This is a genomic window from Bacteroidia bacterium, assembly GCA_033391075.1.
Taxonomy (GTDB): domain Bacteria; phylum Bacteroidota; class Bacteroidia; order J057; family J057; genus JAWPMV01.
The window spans coordinates 5,882,087-5,898,571 of the sequence record JAWPMV010000001.1 but is presented as its reverse complement, the minus strand read 5'-3'; the positions used below and the strand labels follow the sequence as shown (position 1 = coordinate 5,898,571).

17 protein-coding genes are annotated in these 16,485 nt (G+C 42.4%); 11 read left to right on the top strand and 6 right to left on the bottom strand.

The genetic code is table 11. The features are described 5' to 3' along the window. The first annotated feature begins 222 nt into the window (after positions 1-222). A complete protein-coding gene (locus R8P61_23480) occupies positions 223-2,190 on the top strand; it encodes a tetratricopeptide repeat protein (protein MDW3650055.1) in 1,968 nt (655 codons plus the stop codon). A 1-nt stretch (position 2,191) separates the two neighbouring features. On the opposite strand, the gene R8P61_23475 is transcribed toward R8P61_23480, so the two are convergent. Next, complete coding sequence (locus tag R8P61_23475; protein MDW3650054.1) at positions 2,192-3,301, bottom strand: ferredoxin--NADP reductase; 1,110 nt, start codon at positions 3,299-3,301, stop codon at positions 2,192-2,194. Between the two features lie 241 nt (positions 3,302-3,542). Between R8P61_23475 and R8P61_23470 the strand changes: the two genes are divergently transcribed. The 7 genes from R8P61_23470 to R8P61_23440 all read left to right on the top strand — a co-directional run bounded on the left by R8P61_23470 (position 3,543) and on the right by R8P61_23440 (position 8,724). Next, positions 3,543-4,847, top strand: a complete 1,305-nt coding sequence (locus R8P61_23470) for an NAD(P)/FAD-dependent oxidoreductase (protein ID MDW3650053.1) — start codon at positions 3,543-3,545, stop codon at positions 4,845-4,847. Between the two features lie 133 nt (positions 4,848-4,980). Beyond that, positions 4,981-5,715 (top strand): SDR family oxidoreductase, encoded by a 735-nt coding sequence (locus R8P61_23465; GenBank protein ID MDW3650052.1) that lies wholly within the window; start codon positions 4,981-4,983, stop codon positions 5,713-5,715. Between the two features lie 37 nt (positions 5,716-5,752). After that, positions 5,753-6,475, top strand: a complete 723-nt coding sequence (locus R8P61_23460; GenBank protein ID MDW3650051.1) for a WYL domain-containing protein — start codon at positions 5,753-5,755, stop codon at positions 6,473-6,475. A 58-nt stretch (positions 6,476-6,533) separates the two neighbouring features. Beyond that, positions 6,534-6,950: a DUF6157 family protein gene (locus R8P61_23455; GenBank protein MDW3650050.1), complete on the top strand. Its 417-nt coding sequence runs from the start codon at positions 6,534-6,536 to the stop codon at positions 6,948-6,950. Positions 6,951-6,970: 20 nt separating this feature from the next. Further along, a complete protein-coding gene (locus tag R8P61_23450) occupies positions 6,971-7,750 on the top strand; it encodes a HipA family kinase (protein ID MDW3650049.1) in 780 nt (259 codons plus the stop codon). Further along, the gene (locus tag R8P61_23445; GenBank protein MDW3650048.1) at positions 7,740-8,132 is read left to right on the top strand and encodes a DUF3037 domain-containing protein; all 393 of its coding nucleotides are present in this window, start codon (positions 7,740-7,742) and stop codon (positions 8,130-8,132) included. Before R8P61_23450 ends, R8P61_23445 begins: the two co-directional genes overlap by 11 nt. Before the next feature lie 88 nt (positions 8,133-8,220). Beyond that, entirely contained in the window at positions 8,221-8,724 is a 504-nt protein-coding gene (locus R8P61_23440; GenBank protein MDW3650047.1) for a CAP domain-containing protein, read from the top strand. A 6-nt stretch (positions 8,725-8,730) separates the two neighbouring features. On the opposite strand, the gene R8P61_23435 is transcribed toward R8P61_23440, so the two are convergent. Then, positions 8,731-9,483: a T9SS type A sorting domain-containing protein gene (locus R8P61_23435; protein MDW3650046.1), complete on the bottom strand. Its 753-nt coding sequence runs from the start codon at positions 9,481-9,483 to the stop codon at positions 8,731-8,733. 293 nt (positions 9,484-9,776) lie between these two features. On the opposite strand from R8P61_23435, the gene R8P61_23430 reads away from it, so the two are divergent. Both R8P61_23430 and R8P61_23425 read left to right on the top strand, forming a co-directional pair. After that, a complete protein-coding gene (locus R8P61_23430; protein ID MDW3650045.1) occupies positions 9,777-10,727 on the top strand; it encodes an RQC domain-containing protein in 951 nt (316 codons plus the stop codon). 129 nt (positions 10,728-10,856) lie between these two features. Beyond that, complete coding sequence (locus R8P61_23425; GenBank protein MDW3650044.1) at positions 10,857-11,798, top strand: RQC domain-containing protein; 942 nt, start codon at positions 10,857-10,859, stop codon at positions 11,796-11,798. 60 nt (positions 11,799-11,858) lie between these two features. Here the strand turns inward: R8P61_23425 and R8P61_23420 are convergent, their stop codons facing one another. Together R8P61_23420 and R8P61_23415 are read right to left on the bottom strand one after the other, a co-directional pair. After that, complete coding sequence (locus R8P61_23420; GenBank protein MDW3650043.1) at positions 11,859-12,440, bottom strand: hypothetical protein; 582 nt, start codon at positions 12,438-12,440, stop codon at positions 11,859-11,861. Between the two features lie 4 nt (positions 12,441-12,444). Next, on the bottom strand, positions 12,445-12,933 hold the full coding sequence (locus R8P61_23415; GenBank protein MDW3650042.1) for an RNA polymerase sigma factor: 489 nt from the start codon (positions 12,931-12,933) through the stop codon (positions 12,445-12,447). A gap of 131 nt (positions 12,934-13,064) precedes the next feature. Here R8P61_23415 and R8P61_23410 point away from each other — a divergent pair, with 131 nt between their 5' ends. Further along, the gene (locus R8P61_23410; protein ID MDW3650041.1) at positions 13,065-14,894 is read left to right on the top strand and encodes a serine hydrolase domain-containing protein; all 1,830 of its coding nucleotides are present in this window, start codon (positions 13,065-13,067) and stop codon (positions 14,892-14,894) included. A 47-nt stretch (positions 14,895-14,941) separates the two neighbouring features. Here the strand turns inward: R8P61_23410 and R8P61_23405 are convergent, their stop codons facing one another. Beyond that, positions 14,942-15,949 (bottom strand): hypothetical protein, encoded by a 1,008-nt coding sequence (locus tag R8P61_23405; GenBank protein MDW3650040.1) that lies wholly within the window; start codon positions 15,947-15,949, stop codon positions 14,942-14,944. 4 nt (positions 15,950-15,953) lie between these two features. Then, positions 15,954-16,448 (bottom strand): T9SS type A sorting domain-containing protein, encoded by a 495-nt coding sequence (locus R8P61_23400; GenBank protein MDW3650039.1) that lies wholly within the window; start codon positions 16,446-16,448, stop codon positions 15,954-15,956. Between the last annotated feature and the right edge of the window lie 37 nt (positions 16,449-16,485).

Sequence of the window (16,485 nt, the reverse complement as noted above, 5' to 3'; positions counted from 1 at the left end):
TTTTTTAGATAAGGTCAATCTAGTATTTTTTCAAGATAGATTCATATAGGGTTCTATTTTAAATACCTTGGCTTCGAGTCTGTCAAATAATTTCCAGATTATTCCTGCGAGCTTCTGCTTTTTACAAAAAATGGAAAGGTTTTTGTTATCTTCTCCCTAACAATCCATTCATGCGGAATTCAAGGGAATAGTACAGCGTACCTTTATTGTACTGGTTAAGCTATGCAGCGACACTCCTCACATCCTGATGCTCAAAACCTGAATTCTGGCCCTAAATCAGCCGGGCTGAAGAACTTTGCCCAAAAGTTTAGTTCGACTTTGCATGCCTTCAAAGAGGCAAGCTATCAAGCTCCCAGCAGTCATACCGCATATTATAAGCTTGCGAAAGTAAGTGTTTCTCAAGGCGACTACGAAGCTGCCATCATCCATTTCGGGGAAGCGATCAAGCTAAAGCCCAATGGCACTGATTTATATTTGGAGCGTTCCATGGCTCATGAAAAGCTTGAAAATTTTGATGAGGCATTTGAGGATTTGACCAATTGCCTGAAAATAGATAAGAAAAATGCCCGGGTATATGTACAAAGGGCACGTTTACATCTTTTATTGGGAAATGAGCTCCACGCCAAAACTGATTTAGAGCAAACGGTTCAATATGTTGATTCCTCCGATAATGAATTATTGGCGGAGGCCCAGGAACTTTTAAATAAAATGCTGGGAGAGGAAGATCCGGCCATCCAAAATAGAATCGATCATCTCATGGAAGGAGCTCTGGCTTCTTTCAATAAGCAAGTGTATCCGGCAGCTATTGCCCTGTATGCTGAGGTGCTTGATTTAAATCCTCGGCATAGTCTGGCCTTGGCGAATCGGGCGCAGGCCTATATCCGCATGTACGACTATAGGAATGCCTTGATTGATATTGAACAATCTATCGAACTGGATGAAAAGTCTGCGAGTCTGCGGATGAGCAAAGGCTATATTCTGCTTCGAATGGGGGAACGAAAGAAAGCTTTAGTCGAACTAGAGAAGGCGATAGAAATGGATGCGGAATTGGCAGAAGCATATGCCTATCGTGCGGAGTGTAAAGCAAATAATGATCGGGATGCTGCCTTCAAAGATTTAAATTATTCTTTGAAAATGCTTCCGGATTTTTGGGAGGCCTACCAATTCAGGGGCTTACTTCATCTGGATGACGAAAGCTGGATGGAGGCTGCGCGAGATTTCTGCAGTACCCTGGATCTCAATTCCAGAGCCTATCAGGCACATGAAGGGATTGAACAAATAGATGATCATTACCGATGGGCGATCAGCAGGAATCCGGGAGATCCTCAGGCTTATATACGCCGGGCGCATTTCCTCAATATGATTGGAAGGCCGGAAGAGGCTTTAGGGCATTGGGATCGGGCGTTAAATCTTGACCCCAAGAATCCCCTGCTCTTGCATGGCAGAGCTATGATCCGGAGAGAACTGGAACAGTTGCCTTATGCATTGGTAGATATAAATAAAGTCATCGAAATGGTAGATGACGAGTCTGATTATTATCGAGACAGAGCTATTATTCTGGCCGAGTTGTTTAGGCCAAAGGAAGCCCTGGTTGATTTGGATACAGCGATTCGCCTGGATCCCGACAAGGCCGAACTTTATCTGGTGAAGGGACGTTTGCTTCGGATGAAGGCCAATTATGAAGAATCCGTTTCTATTCTGAAAATGGCCAGGAGTTTGGGGCGTGAGGACGAAGAATTGCATAAAGAAATGGCGCTTTGTTTCCTCGCACTGAAAGAGGTCGATAAAGCTGCAGAACATTATAAGCTCGCCATTGAAGATGAGATCTATCCGGAATTGGCTTATGATTATGCTACAGTTTTGATGTGGCTGGGGAAAGTAGATGAAGCTGTACCCTATCTGGACTATACCCTGGAACAGGAACCCGATCACTGGGAAGCATTGCTGGAACGAGCTGAGGCCCTGTCCCAATTGCAAAGTTTTGATGAGGCTTTTGCTGATCTTGAAAAAGCAGGGGTACTGAAACCCCATCATGCAGAGATCTGGCTAAAGCGTGCAGAGGTGTATGCGAAAATGGAAAATTGGCAACTGGTGGAGAAAGCCTGCGAAAGAGCGCTTGAGCAAGACTACAGACTTACCGCAGCCAAAGAACTACTGGCTCAGGCGAAAACCAATTTCAAGCAAAATTAAGTTATTCAGGAAATTCAATTTCTACTTCATCATCCAGGGGATGTGCCTGGCAGGTGAGGATATACCCTTCTTCCATTTCCTGATCAGTAAGTCCATCGGTGGTATCCATTGCCACCAATCCTTTATTGATTTTTGCCAGACAAGTGGTGCAAATACCTGCCAAACAGGTATAAGGTGCATCAATATCCTGATCCAATAAGGCAGAGAGGACACTTTCGGAGGGTTTTACTATAAGCTTATGCGTATTTCCATTTAGCTTTACGCTCACCTCCTGCTCAACAATTTCATATTCTTCTTCCCCATCACTGACAGTAAGGCTTTCATTTTCTGCTGCTGCCAGCGCGTCCAGTTCTTCATCACTGGGCAATTCAGCACTGAAATGCTCCTGGTGAATAAATCCAGGATGGACAGAATGTTTATCAAAAGCTTCTATGGCGGCATCCATCATCCCCCTTGGGCCGCATAGATAGTATTCCTTTCGAAAATCATCCTCCATAAAAAGATTGGAGAGCAATTTGTAAACGCGATCTTTATCCAATCTTCCTCTAAGTCCTTTCCATTCTTCTGTAGCTCTGGAGAGCACATGAACAATTTGTAAACGTTCCCGATATCTTTCCTGCAAAAGACTTAATTGTCGGGCGAACATGACGGAATCTTCTCTTCGGTTTCCATACCAAAGACTCACCTTGCTTTCCGGCTCCTGATCCAGAACTCCTTTGATCATCGAGAATAAAGGGGTGATCCCACTTCCTGCTCCGATCATGATGCAATGTCGTGATTGGGTGATGTCCGGCTCTATGAGAAACTTGCCCATAGGACGCATAAGCTCCACCTCAGCTCCTTCCTCTAGGCGATCGGCCAAATAATTAGAGACTTTCCCCTGCTCCACCCGCTTTATACTTATGGCCAAATCTTCATCCGTAAAGGGACAACTGGAAAGCGAATAAGCTCTCCTTTCTTCTGTACCATCAATCATTACCCGCAAGGTGAGGTACTGTCCGGGTAAGTAGGAAAAATCCTCTGCTTCCGGTTTGGGGAAGACCAGGGTATAGGCATCCTCGGTTTCTGCGATGATTTCCTTGATGGGGAGTTTGTGAAAATATTTGGACATATAAGGGATATGCTAAAGGCCTACAAATATAGGGAAAGTGTTGGGCTGTTTGTGTATTAGGGTGCCAGAGTTCTTATACGGGTTTAATAACAATCCCTTCTAACACACAAACACCCTAAAACTCTAAGACTTTCTCAACCCCCTTTAGCCTCCAACGTATATAAAATTGGATAAATGAATTCGGAGAAACTGCAGAATTCCTGTACTTTCGTCCGAAGACAGCAACACAAAATTATCATATATGAAAGCGAAAATTCCCAGTACAAATCTCCCTCGTATACTTATCGTTGGAGGAGGTTTCGGTGGAATAAAACTCGCCCAAACCCTTAAAAAACAACCTTTCCAGGTTGTCCTAGTTGATCGGAACAATTACCATACGTTCCAACCATTGTTGTACCAGGTAGCTACAGGTGGTCTTGAGCCTGATTCTATCGCTTTTCCTCTCCGGAAGATGTTTAGCAAGCAGGAAAACCTGATTTTCCGTATGTGTGAGGTGGAGAGGATTGAGCATGAAGTAAAAGTAGCCTATACCAATATCGGAGAAATTGCCTATGACTATCTCGTTTTATCGACGGGTAGTGAAACCAATTTCTTTGGAATGACTGAACTGGAGGCCCATGCTGTCGGGATGAAAACCATTCCTGAGTCTTTGGATCTTCGCTCTATGATCTTGCAGAATTTCGAGCAGTACCTGCAGGAGCATGATGAAGACGATCGGGAAGACCTGATCAAATTTGTGGTTGTGGGTGGAGGACCTACGGGAGTGGAAACAGCGGGAGCCCTGGCAGAATTGAAAAAACATGTCCTTCCTGCGGATTATCCTGAACTAGATCTCCGGCAGATGGAAATTCACCTTATACAAGCAGGAGATCAACTCCTGGCAGGGATGTCTGAAAAATCTTCTGAAGATGCCCTGGAGTCTCTGGAAAAAATGGGAGTTCACGTTTGGCTTAATCACAGAGTTACGGGTTATGATGGAGAAGAACTGAGCACCAAAGAAGGCCGCAAATTTGAAGCCTCTACGGTGATCTGGGCAGCTGGAATCAAAGGAGATGTACCTGAGGGTATAGATGAGTCCTTTATGGCTCGAGGAACGAGATTGAAAGTTGATCGCTATAATCGAGTTGAAGGGCTGGATGATATCTTTGCAATTGGAGATGTCGCGAGTATGATAACCGAAAAGTATCCTTATGGACACCCGCAAGTTGCACAGGCCGCCATTCAGCAAGGGGAAAACCTCGGGAAAAACCTCCGCAGAATCAAAAAAGGAGCTCCTCTCAAGGAATTCAGTTATTATGATAAAGGCTCTATGGCAACCATTGGGCGCAATAAAGCAGTAGTGGACCTCAAGAAAATGCATGTGAAAGGAAGACTTGCCTGGATCATGTGGATGTTTGTCCACTTGTTGTTCCTGATTGGATTTAGAAATAAAGCAGTTGTCTTTATTAACTGGGTCTGGAGTTACTTTACTTATGACAAAGGAACCCGGGTGATCATTCGCCCCTACAGAAAGCGAAAAAGAAAAGAAGTTGTGCTAAGCAACTAAGATTAAATAGGTTTAATAAATGCCGTCGACATATACATGTTGGCGGCTTTTTTGTTTTAATGAGAGAATAGGGGGAAAGACTCAGCTACTCATAGGCTATGAAAATTCCCCTCAGAAACATTAACTTGTGAGAATGGAACAAAAAATAGCGCTCGTCACAGGCGCTGCTAGAGGACTCGGGCTCGAATTTTGTCGGCAACTCGGAAAGAAGGGCTATAAGATCGTATTAACTTCCCGTAAAGTAGAGCCCGGACAGGCAGCAGTCAAAGAATTACAGGATGCAGGAATTGAAGCCTGGCATCATATCCTTGATGTTCGTTCCGAAGAGCACATGTCCAAACTTTCTCGCAATCTCCAGGACAATTTCGGCAAACTGGATATCCTTGTAAATAATGCCGGAATCAATGCAAAAAGTGTAGGCAGTCCGGCAGATTTCCTCACCAGCACCAAATTGGAATCTCTGGATCAAAAAGTATTGATGGAGCTTTTTCAGGTAAATTCTCTGGCACCTGTTTTCATGACCAAATACATGCTGCCATTACTGAGAGCTTCCGAGCAAGCCCGCATACTCAATATTTCCTCCTGGCTGGGTTCCATTTCAATAAAAAACAATGGCGGAAATTATGGCTATGCCAGTAGTAAAGCTGCCTTGAATATGCTCAATCGTGCTCTGGCTTTTGACTTGCTAGAACATGAGATCCTTTCTATCGTGATCAATCCCGGATGGGTACAGACCAGCATGGGAGGCCCTCGCGCACCTCTTACTGCTGAGGAATCTGTGAAAGGAATGCTCGAGGTAGTAGAGAATTTGAAGAAAGAAGATGCCGGCAAATTCTTCCAATGGGATGGAAGTGAGCATGCCTGGTAAGAAATTTTCCTTGCTATATCTTATCTTGCTGTAGGTCATGGCCTACACGGACAACATATCCCGTCTTTCTCGTCTTACAGCTATTCTTCTTAAGCTGCAAACCCGCCCTTTTGTATCCGTCCAATCCTTATCAGAGGAATTTGAAGTAAGCACACGCACCATTTATCGTGACCTGACTTCCCTCGAACAGGCTGGTGTACCTTTGGTGTCAGAAGAAGGAAGAGGCTATCGCCTTATGTCCGGCTATAATGTACCACCAGTCATGTTTACGGAGCAGGAAGCCAATGCCCTGATTATTGCTGAAAAGTTTATCGCCAAAAGCAAGGACAAATCCCTTATCCGGGACTTCAATAAAGCCATCGATAAAATCAAGTCGGTCTTATTGGATAATGAAAAAGAGAAGGTGGATTTGCTAGCAGATCGGATTATCATCGGTAAAAACTGGGACGAGGACATCAGCAGTTCCTATCTGGCGGATATCAAACACAGCCTGACCAATTACAGCTTGCTACACATTCATTATCAAAAAAATCCGCAAGCAGAGATGACCGAAAGAAATGTAGAGCCTTTTGCCATTTACCTCAATACCCAGGAAAACTGGATTCTGATTGCCTGGTGTCGATGGAGAAATGATTTTCGAACCTTTAGAGTAGATAAAATAAAGGAGTTGAGGGTGATGGATGAAAAGTTCTCTCCCCATGATCTCAGTCTGGAAGAATATGTTGAGAGGGTAAAAAAGAGGTTGGGAAGAAGTGATTGACAAAGGGCTGTCACAAGTCCCATTTATCTTGCCTTCATCAATCAATAAATCAACAGACATGCATACCACTAATTATTTCAACACCTTCATCGAGATTGCAGAAGATTGTCCCATCGATCAGGGAGATGTACCTCCACTAAAAGCTGATAAAAAGACCGTGGCAAATCTTCAATTTGAAATGCTCATTGACAATCCCTACACATACACTTCAGACGAAGTACTTTTTGGGGTCTTTGCTATTAGAAAGGAATTTCAATCCTACGAAATGGAAGAGCAAAGAGCTTCCTATTTCTCCAAAGGTCAGCCCTGCTTTCGAAGTTCTCCTCTCACCAAAAGATATGGCTGGGGCGTCCACAGCAATGCAGAAGGCAAGGTCGCCATTTTTGCTGCTGATTCTGAAGAATATCAGCATTTCCTCCAAGATGATTCAATCAAGAAAGTAAAAGCCATGCGTTCAAAGCGTGTGAAGAAATAAGGTTTTGCTATCTTGCCCGCATGAGTAAGCCGGAGATCCGAACGGTGGATGTAATTCGATATGTAACTCCCTTACGGGAGGGAGGATCATTGCCTGCTATCGTAGATGCAGATGATGATTTTCCTTATGTGATAAAATTCAGAGGTGCAGGCCAGGGAAAGAAAGCCCTGATTGCAGAATTGATAGGGGGAGAGCTGGCCAGAGCAATGGGACTGAAAGTGCCTGAGTTGGTTTTTATGAACCTGGATGCTTCTTTCAGCAAAACGGAGCCAGATGAGGAGATTCAGGACCTGCTGCGCTTTAGTGTCGGCTTGAATCTTGGGCTGCATTATCTGGCGGGCGCGATTACCTTTGATCCGCTAGTCTCAGAAGCGGATGCATTGAGTGCTTCAAAAGTGGTTTTGCTTGATGCCCTTATCACCAATATTGATCGCACCCATCGCAATACCAATATGTTGATCTGGAATAAAGAGCTTTGGCTCATCGATCATGGAGCTGCCCTTTATTTTCACCATTCCTGGAACAATTGGGAGGAACATGCTAAACGGGGTTTTGCTGCAGTCAAAGATCATGTGATGCTGGGAATTGCGGACGCACTTGCAGAAGCTGAAGAAGAAATCCGTAAGCAGGTTAGCAGAGAAACCATAGCGGATATCGTTTCAGTGATTCCGGAAGAATGGTTGAAAGAAGAGGCTGATCCTTTGGGACCCGAAGAAAAGAGAAAAGCATATGTGGAATTTATTTCTACTCGACTTTCTCAAATAGACACCTTTAGAATAGAAGCTGAAAATGCAAGATAAGCAGGTATATGAATATGCATTCATCCGGCTTGTCCCAAGGGTTGAGCGGGAAGAATTCCTCAATGTGGGAGTTATCCTATTTAGCAAGCGAAAGAAGTATCTGGAGGTGAAATATCATTTAGATGAGGCACGCCTGATGGCCAGTTTCCCCGATATAGATCTGGAAGAGGTAAACAACTACCTGAAAGCCTGGGAATTGATCTGTGAAGGAAGTGAAGCAGGCGGGGAAATAGCGAAACTGGATCAGGCAGGTCGCTTCAGATGGTTGACGGCTACGAGGAGCACCATTATTCAGAGTTCCAAGGTACATCCGGGATTATGTGCTGAGCCGGAAAAAATTCTCGAAAAGCTTTTACAAAAGTATGTTCTTTGGGAAAGCTGATTTTCCTAAATTCATAGAGAAGAAACCACAAAGCTATTTCATCCTGGATAATGCATCGATCCTATGATCGATATAAAAAAAATCTATTATGAAATACACGCTACTTATTATTACCGGGCTTATCCTCCTTTTTGCATGCGAAGAAGAAGCGGGCTTTACCCCACCCCCGGGACAGCTTTCTATTTTTGCCCAAAATATGGTAAAAGCTCATAATGAAATTCGTTCTCAGCTGGGGATTGAAAATCTGGAATGGGACGAAGACCTGGCGCTAAAGGCTGAAGCAATCTTTGACCTGGAAAATTGTGAAATCCCCGAAAATATGGAGGATTTGGGTCAAAATGGTCTGTTTGCTTTTGGATTGAATACTGAAAGGCAAAGCGTTAACCTCTGGGCCAATTCCGTCAATGCCTATGATTACGATCAGGATACTTGTTTATTGGGGAGAGGTTCCTGTGATTCCTACAAACAGTTAGTCTGGGCCAATTCAAAAAAACTGGGATGTGCCAGGGGAACCTGTCTGGATGGAAGTACCTTTCTATGGGTTTGTCTCTATGACCCTAAAGGAAATATTGAGGGAGAAAGACCTTACTAAGCCCAATCACTCCACAATAAATCGCCCTGTACTACTCCCATAAGGTGTACTGACTTTATAGAGGTATATCCCCGCTTGCAGTTGGTTTGTGTCAAAACTGGGATGCAGCCTTTGTTGCCGCTTAAAATACCCATTCATGGGCGTATAAAGAATATTGCCAAAGAGGTCCAGAATTTCAAGCTTTGCATATCCAGGCCCTGGTGTTGTAAACGTAAAACTCATAGGCCCATTGCTGGGATTGGGAGCAAGAATGGTATGAGGTTGAAAACCGGGAAGATATGATAGGTCCAGGGTGTCATAAATGATACATCGTCCGGCTTTGTATGCTACTATGGGTTCCCAATAGGATTGTAAGTCTGCGCAATAATCATCATCCGGACAAAAGGTAAATCCTACTACAAAAGAATCTGGAATCATATCTTCTCCAAATCCCTGTATCCCATCTACTTTAAAACCTGAGAGACCATTATTGGGATCTTGAAAATTGTTTTCTATCGGGCTGTTCAGCGAACTCCAGATATTTGAAGCTTGTCCACATTCTATTTCCATTGTGAAATTGGAGAGGCCCCTAAGACAAGCTCCATCATTACGGACAGTAAACTCATAATAACGGCAGGAATTGAGAGTATCTTTCGCGTGAGAGATTTCTGTACTAAAACAATCGCAACTCCTTCTCTCTTGAGCAAAGGCAAAGATTGAAATGGCAAGGAAACAGGTGGTAAAGAACGCTTTGAACATAATCAAATCTTGATCATCCATTTAAATAAAAGCAAATTTCGCTAGAGTATTATAATGTTGCAGAAATAGCCAAAGGCCTTGTTTTCGCTTATTTCTGCTGAAAATATGGAGGGAAAAGGCTTTCTATATTTACTTTTTGAGACTCGCCGATGTTTATATAAGTGATTGGTTATCAGATTTTTATTTCTTTGTGTTGATCCTTTTCTGGTCTTTTTAGCTGTTTTTAACCTTACCAAAGGCATATAGTTTTCCATTTGTTATACAAACCTAAAGTGCAGCTTTGTACCATAAGCCAAACTCAAAGCGAAAACACAATGCAACTTTTACTGGAAGCACTGGTGAATATTAAAGAAGAAGCACATCTGATCTTGAAAACGGTGGTCCTGCTGGACCAGAAGTATGGGATCAATTATATCACGCGTATCCTGCGAGCCTCCGAGAACTTTGGATTCCGAGAAGAGAATCACAGAGAATTGGAAACCTATGGAAGCATGAAAGCTAAGCATAGTGAGCGCATTCGCAATCTGATCAGTTATTTGTTGCGGAACCACTTCTTGCAAGTGACAAATTCACGATATGGCTCGATTGGAATAAGCAGGAAAGGAGAAGAATTTCTTGCCTATCCCAGTGAGCTGATTGTGAAATCCAGCGAGCTCCGAACAAGTCCTTATGATAAAAAACTTCTGCTGGGACTTAGGCAGCTGAGAAATACCCTGGCGAGGCAGGAAGATAAACCTCCTTTCAGAGTTTTTACTGATTATACCCTGGCCAGAATTATAGATGATAAACCGAAAGACTTGCAGGAATTGAAAATGATTCCGGGCTTTGGAGACTATAAAGCAAATCGATTTGGCCCCTCTATAATTTCTGTCATAGAGATCATCATGAAGGAAAAAGCCCAGGATGATAAAAACCGTTTTCTCAAAAAAGTGCAAGCGGCTGCACATCAGGAAGTAAAAGCTCTTTTTGAATCAGGAGTGAGTTTAGAGGAAATCGCCCAAAGAAGATCCGTACAGTTGCATACAGTAGAGAACTACCTAAGCAATCTTCACAAAGCTGGAGAAATTGACCTGAAACCCTGGATTGAAGACCGATTGGCGGGAGAGGATTTGGAGAAAGGCAGTATGTATTTTCTGAATAGTCCCGAAAGCAGTCTTAAGAAAGCTTATGAAGAATTAGGGATCGACTATGATAGGCTCAAACTATGCAAGTTGTATGTCTCAAGAGTCCTTGTCGGCAGAGATGAGGTGAAGATGGCTTCATAGGAGGTTTGGAAGTGTTTTAGTGCTATAGTTCAAATTCTTATCAATCCAACTACAACACTACAACACTACAACACTACAACACTACAACACCCAGAAATAAATTATTTCCAACTAATAACCATAAACACAATGAAAAAGCAGAGAAACACGAAAACGCAGATCCATGAGGAGGCAGTACAAATTTTGAAAACCGTATTGCTATTGGAGAAATCATTTGCTCCTGATTATGTGCAGCGAATTGTTACAGGCGATAAACGCTTTCCTTTACGGAATATAAATCACGAGGACCTGGAGACTTTTGGAAGCCTGGAGGATGTATTTTTCGGTAGGATAATTGGAGTTATAGAGTATCTCATCAAGCTCGAAATGCTGGAAGTAAAGGACCCACAATTTGGTACTATCTCTATCACTGAAAAAGGAGAAAGTTGGTTGACTAATCCAGAAAAAATGGAAGTTGATGCTTCCGAGGTCAAACAAGCCTGGTACCAATTTGATCTCAGCCTTGAGCTTCGCAAAGTTCGCAAGGATTTGGCTGAAGAGATGAGCTGTGAACCCTATGAACTTTTTACCAATTATACCCTTCGTCAGATCGTAAAACATATGCCTGAAACCATGGCTGAACTAAATCAGATTGCAGGTATGGAAGAGGCCGAAGAGCGTGTGCGTTTGCTCATAATTGCTGAGATTGGTCGCGTCATGGAGAAGAAAGCCCTGGATGATAAAACCGGTATCTATACTCGTGCCAATTATCCGAGCCATCGCAAGGTGAGAGACTTATATCAGGCGGGAATGGCTCCAGATGAGATTGCAAAGCGCAGAAAGGTGAAACTTTCTACTGTAGAAGAGTACCTGAGTACTTTGCATCGTGCAGGTCATGTGGACTTGAAGCCTTATATCGAGGAAACGGTCGATAATAAACTACTCCATAAGGCCAGCAAATATTTCCAACAAGCTGAAAATGCAAGATTGAAGGAAGCCCATCAGGTTTTGGGGATTGAGTATGATGTGTTGCGGAAAGCCAGGACTTATGCCGCGGAGGTTTGGGAAGCAGAACTTTCCTACGCCTCTTAACAACTCTCAATAATTACTCATGATCTTAAGAAGATTGCCCCCATTTGGGGGCAATTTTACTTAATAACTTTTCAATGTTTCTTTCAATTCGTCAATCATAGGCATAATGATGGTCTTATCCTTTTTGCGCTGCTTTCCCCATGAATAAATAAATATTCCCAATAAATAGGCCCAAATCAATCCATTTACCAATACTATCCATGATAAATCTATAGCAAAGGAAGACATGAGTTTATACGTATAAAGGCTTACAATCGTGCCGAGCAAAATCAGATAAACAGGGGTAATGATTATGGTAACCGAAAGATTGAATTTCAATTTTTTGATGAGGCTCTTAATGTAAATGGCTGGTGCTTCCGCGAATGACTTCCTTACATTTAGATTCCGCATCCAAAGCATAAGTGCTTGAAATCCCATAAGGAAAAAAAGTGCCCCAATGAGAAGTTGCTCTGTAGCCGATTTCAGCAAGGGTAATACGACGAAACCAAGTATGAAAATGGTAACTGAAAACATGATGGTTATCCTGAGATTTTCTTTTTCCAGCCCTTTATCAAATTGAATGACCTTATCCATAGTTTCCGTTGAGGATTCTATTTTAAGCTCTTGCTCTTGCCACTTATTTTTTAATTGATCTAAATCCATGATCTTAATTTTTTTGGTGAATGATAACCGATATCTTTTGTTTGATCCGGTTTAAGCGAACCCCTACATTGGAAGTGCTGATGCCCAGGATTTCAGCAATCTCTTTATAAGAGAAGTCTTCCAGGTACAAGCCTATGATCGATCTGTCGGAGGCATTCAAGCGTTTAATTGCCAAATGCAATTCCTGCAATTGTTCGTTTGCTTCCTCGACAAATGGGGAGTAATTCTCCTGCATCTCCGCTTTTTTTGCATTGATTCTTTTCTGTCGATTGTTGAAGGTGATGCAGGTATTAATTGCGATACGGTAAACCCAGGTATCAATGCTGGAATTACCTTTAAAGCTTTTCAAACTCCTCCATACATTACTCATGGCTTCCTGAAAAACATCATCTACATAACTATAGTCATAGACCATAGCCTTGCAAAGACGGTAGATCTTATCTCTTTGTTCGTGAAAGATCTTAGTGAATTGTATGTGTAGATCTGTTTTCAAAAGATTCTTTTACCGCTTAGTCTAATTCCTTTTTCTCTTTATTACAAAAGCTTCATTTTTTTTTCAAACCAACTTTCCTGCATTTTCCGTACTCTTTGATAGAGAATCACTTATACCACACGAAAATCGCTATGAAATCTTCGATTAGCATACTCCTGTCATTTCTTTTTCTTGGGACAATAAGTTGTCAAGTCCCAAGTGTGCAGGAAAAAGACAAGCTTAGCCGGGAACTGGAAGAGATATTTCAAGAAAGTAAAAGTGTGGGTGCGGCGATCCTTATGACAGATTCGGATTCGGTAGTCTTTCAACAATATTTTGGATATGCAGATTTAGCCTCCAGGAGAAAAGTGGATGCACAATCTCTATTTGGAATCGGCTCGATTAGCAAAACCTTTACGACCCTGGCGGTACTAAAATTGGCCGAGGAAGGAAAGTTTAAGTTGGAGGATAAAGTGAGTGATATTCTTCCGGAGATAAGCTTAAGAAACGAATGGAAATCGAGCCATCCCTTAAGGTTGTATCATTTGCTGGAGCATACTTCTGGTTTCGATGATATGCGACCCAAAGACTGGGCCTTTCCACTCAGCGATGATAATTTTGGCCTGGAAGAAGCAATAGAACTTACGGCAAATTCCATGATCCCGCGCTGGAAGCCCGGCAGTCGCTTCGCCTATTCTAATGTCAATTATTTATTGGCAGGCTATATCATCGATACGTATGCAGAGCAGGGATTCGATGCCTTTATGCGAGCGAATGTATTTTCTCCGATGGCGATGAATGAAAGTTCTTTATTGAAAGAAGAACTCAATCCTGATCATTTGGCCTGGTCTTATGGCTTCAATAATAAAGTCAATCCCTTCAAACACATCATTGCCCGACCTGCAGGTAGCGTTTTTAGTTCATCGGAGGAAATGGGAAAGTTTATGCGAATGATGCTGAATCAGCCCGAAAGTTTTCTGTCTCCCGCAAGTTTTTCTGAAATGGAAAAACACCACAGCATTGCTGATTTTGCCGGTACGCATAATGGATTTAGGCTCGGTTTACGACCCACTTTTCACAACGGAAGACTTTGGTTGGGACATGGTGGAGCCTACAATAATTACAAATCGGTTTTTTACTATAATCAGGATCTGGATTTGGGAATTTTCATTGTAACTAATGGCCCCAATTCTGTTAACTGCCTGAGCCGTCTGGAAAAGCAAATATTTGAGCATGTAGCTGAACATACTGCTTCAGACGAAAAGCAAATAGCTGAAAGCCTTGACAATCCACATGAATTTACGGGCTACTATAATTTTGGAAGCCCAAGGATTCAGATGTTATATCCTTTCGGAGAATTTTTCACAGAAGGATTAACAATCAAAGAAAAAGATGGCCAGCTTTTCATTTCCGGAAATGGGAAGGAGGAAAAAGCTTTGTATTCTAAAGGAGAAGGACGTTTTTCTTTTAGTTCACAAGGAGAAGGTTTTGATTTGATATTTCCTCAGGAGCAGCCCGGAGTATTGTATTCCAGTTTGGGCTTTTATTATGAGAAAAAATCTCACTCGGCTTTGATGCTTTTGGCGGGAAGCCTGATTTTCTCTCTCTTACTTGCCCTGTCCTCTCAATTGGTGTTTTTTATTCGGATGTTTTATCGGGTAAAAGCTAATGCAAAAATCTTCCGGAGTGAATATTTTCTGGCAGGTAGTTCCAGTCTTTTATTTATCGGAATCCTTTGTTTTCTCTTAAGTACAACTCAAGCCAATTTACATGAACCTCAGTTCCTAAGTGTAATTCTATATCTGGCGTCCCTCTTAGTCCCATTTCTTGCAGCGGCAGGTCTTTTCTTTTGGGTGAAAGATGGGAAAGAAATGAAAAGGCTAAATTGGAGTTATCAGGGAATACTGGCTTTGGCCCTGCTTTTCCTCTCAGGCTATCTCTATTATTGGGATATGCTGGGCTTTGCTTTTTGGGAGTATTAAAAAAAGCCGCCTCCCAAGGAAAATAGGAGACGACTTCTTTAGAGGATCTAATCTTCATACTCAAGTATAAAACCTAAAATCCGCAAATTTCCAGTAGAGGTGTCATTAGAACTTGCTGTCCTGCGTCTAAAAATAATATGGAGAATCCTGGCATTTACACTTGCTCCATTTGTTCTCAATTCTGCTATTCCCTCAGCCATGAAATTTGCAGAGCTGGGGGGGGCGAAAGGAGTATTTGGACCTCCAACGAAAGAAGATAAATCTACATCAAGCGGAAACCCCCTTACGAAAGTTGCTAAATCAAAATCCCCTGTATTTGAGTCAGAAGTATACAAGACTCGTAGCATATAAGAGTTTGCTGTATTTTCTGTTGGAACTGGGACACTAATCGCAAATTCTGGGAATCCCCCATTTTCAGGGAAATCAATAGTTGGTTGACCTGTACTTAAATTTCCTTGGACCACTCCGCCTCTCATATTTGAAGGATTGACCATAGCAGGAGTAAATACAATAGATTTCTTCTTTGGCACTACGCTATATGCAAGAGCAGCCACATTTGATGAATCAGCAAATTCTGCGCTAGCAGCAATATCTGCTATTGATGCTTTGTTTGTACTGTCAGCAAATTCTGCTTTAAGTGCAAATTGAGCAGTGTCGGCATCAATCGTCTGCAAAGCAAAAGGGACGCTTGCGAGTTCACTGACTCCTGTAATACTATATGCCGTCCCTCCTGTTGGATCTGTTTCTGTTTGGAGGAAATAAGGCCCTGCTGACCAGTCAATATCTGCCATCGATCCACTAACAATAGTACCTCCTCCTATTTCAAGGCTCAGTAATCCATTTTCATTGGTGGTTCCTGTATGTGTTTCTACAAATACAGCCGTTCCGGTGGAGCTTCCCTGTAGAACGCTGATTTGCATGCCTACCTGGGCATTTGATACCAGTTCATTTGCCGCATCACGAACTACGGCCTGGTAGCTCATTTTAAAAGGAGATTGTGCGAAGGCTTGAAGGGCGAAAAGAAGTAAACTTAGGCTTATAATTAATTTTTTCATGGGATTAGTTTTTGATGATGTTAAAGCTTTTGGCAGTATGATTTTCCAGACTAACTCTCAGGAAATACCTGCCTTTGGGGAAAGATTTGAAAGAAATGGAAGTTTCTGTTTGGCTGATTGAGCCTCTTGAGACTTGTCTGCCAGCCATATCCAGGATGACATAGTCGAGTTTTTTACCCATTACTTCCGGAATACTGAGAATCACATCCCGAATCGTTGGATTCGGATAAGCAGCTGCCTGAAAATTGAGTAAGTCTTCTTCCAAACCGACATTTAGAAAAATTTCAGCTGCCTGTTGTACCCCCAGACTTTTTTTGTGGGTATTTCCTTGATGGGCTGTAAACAGTACCTGACCAATACTGAAGGATACTGAGCCCCCGCTTCCACTGGCCTGGCCACCAGAAGCATTTACACTTGTTTGTCCAAGTGCTCCGGAGATATTCCATTGTATGAAAAGCATAAACAATAGAATCCCCTTGCCTAATTTTAGGACATTCATAAATAGAGATTAAAAGGTTTTTATAAACCCTTTAGGA

Bases quoted from the DNA above. Each gene is read 5' to 3' on its own strand.
- R8P61_23440 (MDW3650047.1), top strand. From the start codon at position 8,221: ATGAAATACACGCTACTTATTATTACCGGGCTTATCCTCCTTTTTGCA.
- R8P61_23465 (MDW3650052.1), top strand. From the start codon at position 4,981: ATGGAACAAAAAATAGCGCTCGTCACAGGCGCTGCTAGAGGACTCGGG.
- R8P61_23470 (MDW3650053.1), top strand. From the start codon at position 3,543: ATGAAAGCGAAAATTCCCAGTACAAATCTCCCTCGTATACTTATCGTT.
- R8P61_23480 (MDW3650055.1), top strand. From the start codon at position 223: ATGCAGCGACACTCCTCACATCCTGATGCTCAAAACCTGAATTCTGGC.
- R8P61_23445 (MDW3650048.1), top strand. From the start codon at position 7,740: ATGCAAGATAAGCAGGTATATGAATATGCATTCATCCGGCTTGTCCCA.
- R8P61_23435 (MDW3650046.1), bottom strand. From the start codon at position 9,483: ATGGATGATCAAGATTTGATTATGTTCAAAGCGTTCTTTACCACCTGT.
- R8P61_23430 (MDW3650045.1), top strand. From the start codon at position 9,777: ATGCAACTTTTACTGGAAGCACTGGTGAATATTAAAGAAGAAGCACAT.
- R8P61_23455 (MDW3650050.1), top strand. From the start codon at position 6,534: ATGCATACCACTAATTATTTCAACACCTTCATCGAGATTGCAGAAGAT.
- R8P61_23405 (MDW3650040.1), bottom strand. From the start codon at position 15,949: ATGAAAAAATTAATTATAAGCCTAAGTTTACTTCTTTTCGCCCTTCAA.
- R8P61_23400 (MDW3650039.1), bottom strand. From the start codon at position 16,448: ATGAATGTCCTAAAATTAGGCAAGGGGATTCTATTGTTTATGCTTTTC.
- R8P61_23450 (MDW3650049.1), top strand. From the start codon at position 6,971: ATGAGTAAGCCGGAGATCCGAACGGTGGATGTAATTCGATATGTAACT.
- R8P61_23425 (MDW3650044.1), top strand. From the start codon at position 10,857: ATGAAAAAGCAGAGAAACACGAAAACGCAGATCCATGAGGAGGCAGTA.
- R8P61_23420 (MDW3650043.1), bottom strand. From the start codon at position 12,440: ATGGATTTAGATCAATTAAAAAATAAGTGGCAAGAGCAAGAGCTTAAA.
- R8P61_23460 (MDW3650051.1), top strand. From the start codon at position 5,753: ATGGCCTACACGGACAACATATCCCGTCTTTCTCGTCTTACAGCTATT.
- R8P61_23410 (MDW3650041.1), top strand. From the start codon at position 13,065: ATGAAATCTTCGATTAGCATACTCCTGTCATTTCTTTTTCTTGGGACA.
- R8P61_23475 (MDW3650054.1), bottom strand. From the start codon at position 3,301: ATGTCCAAATATTTTCACAAACTCCCCATCAAGGAAATCATCGCAGAA.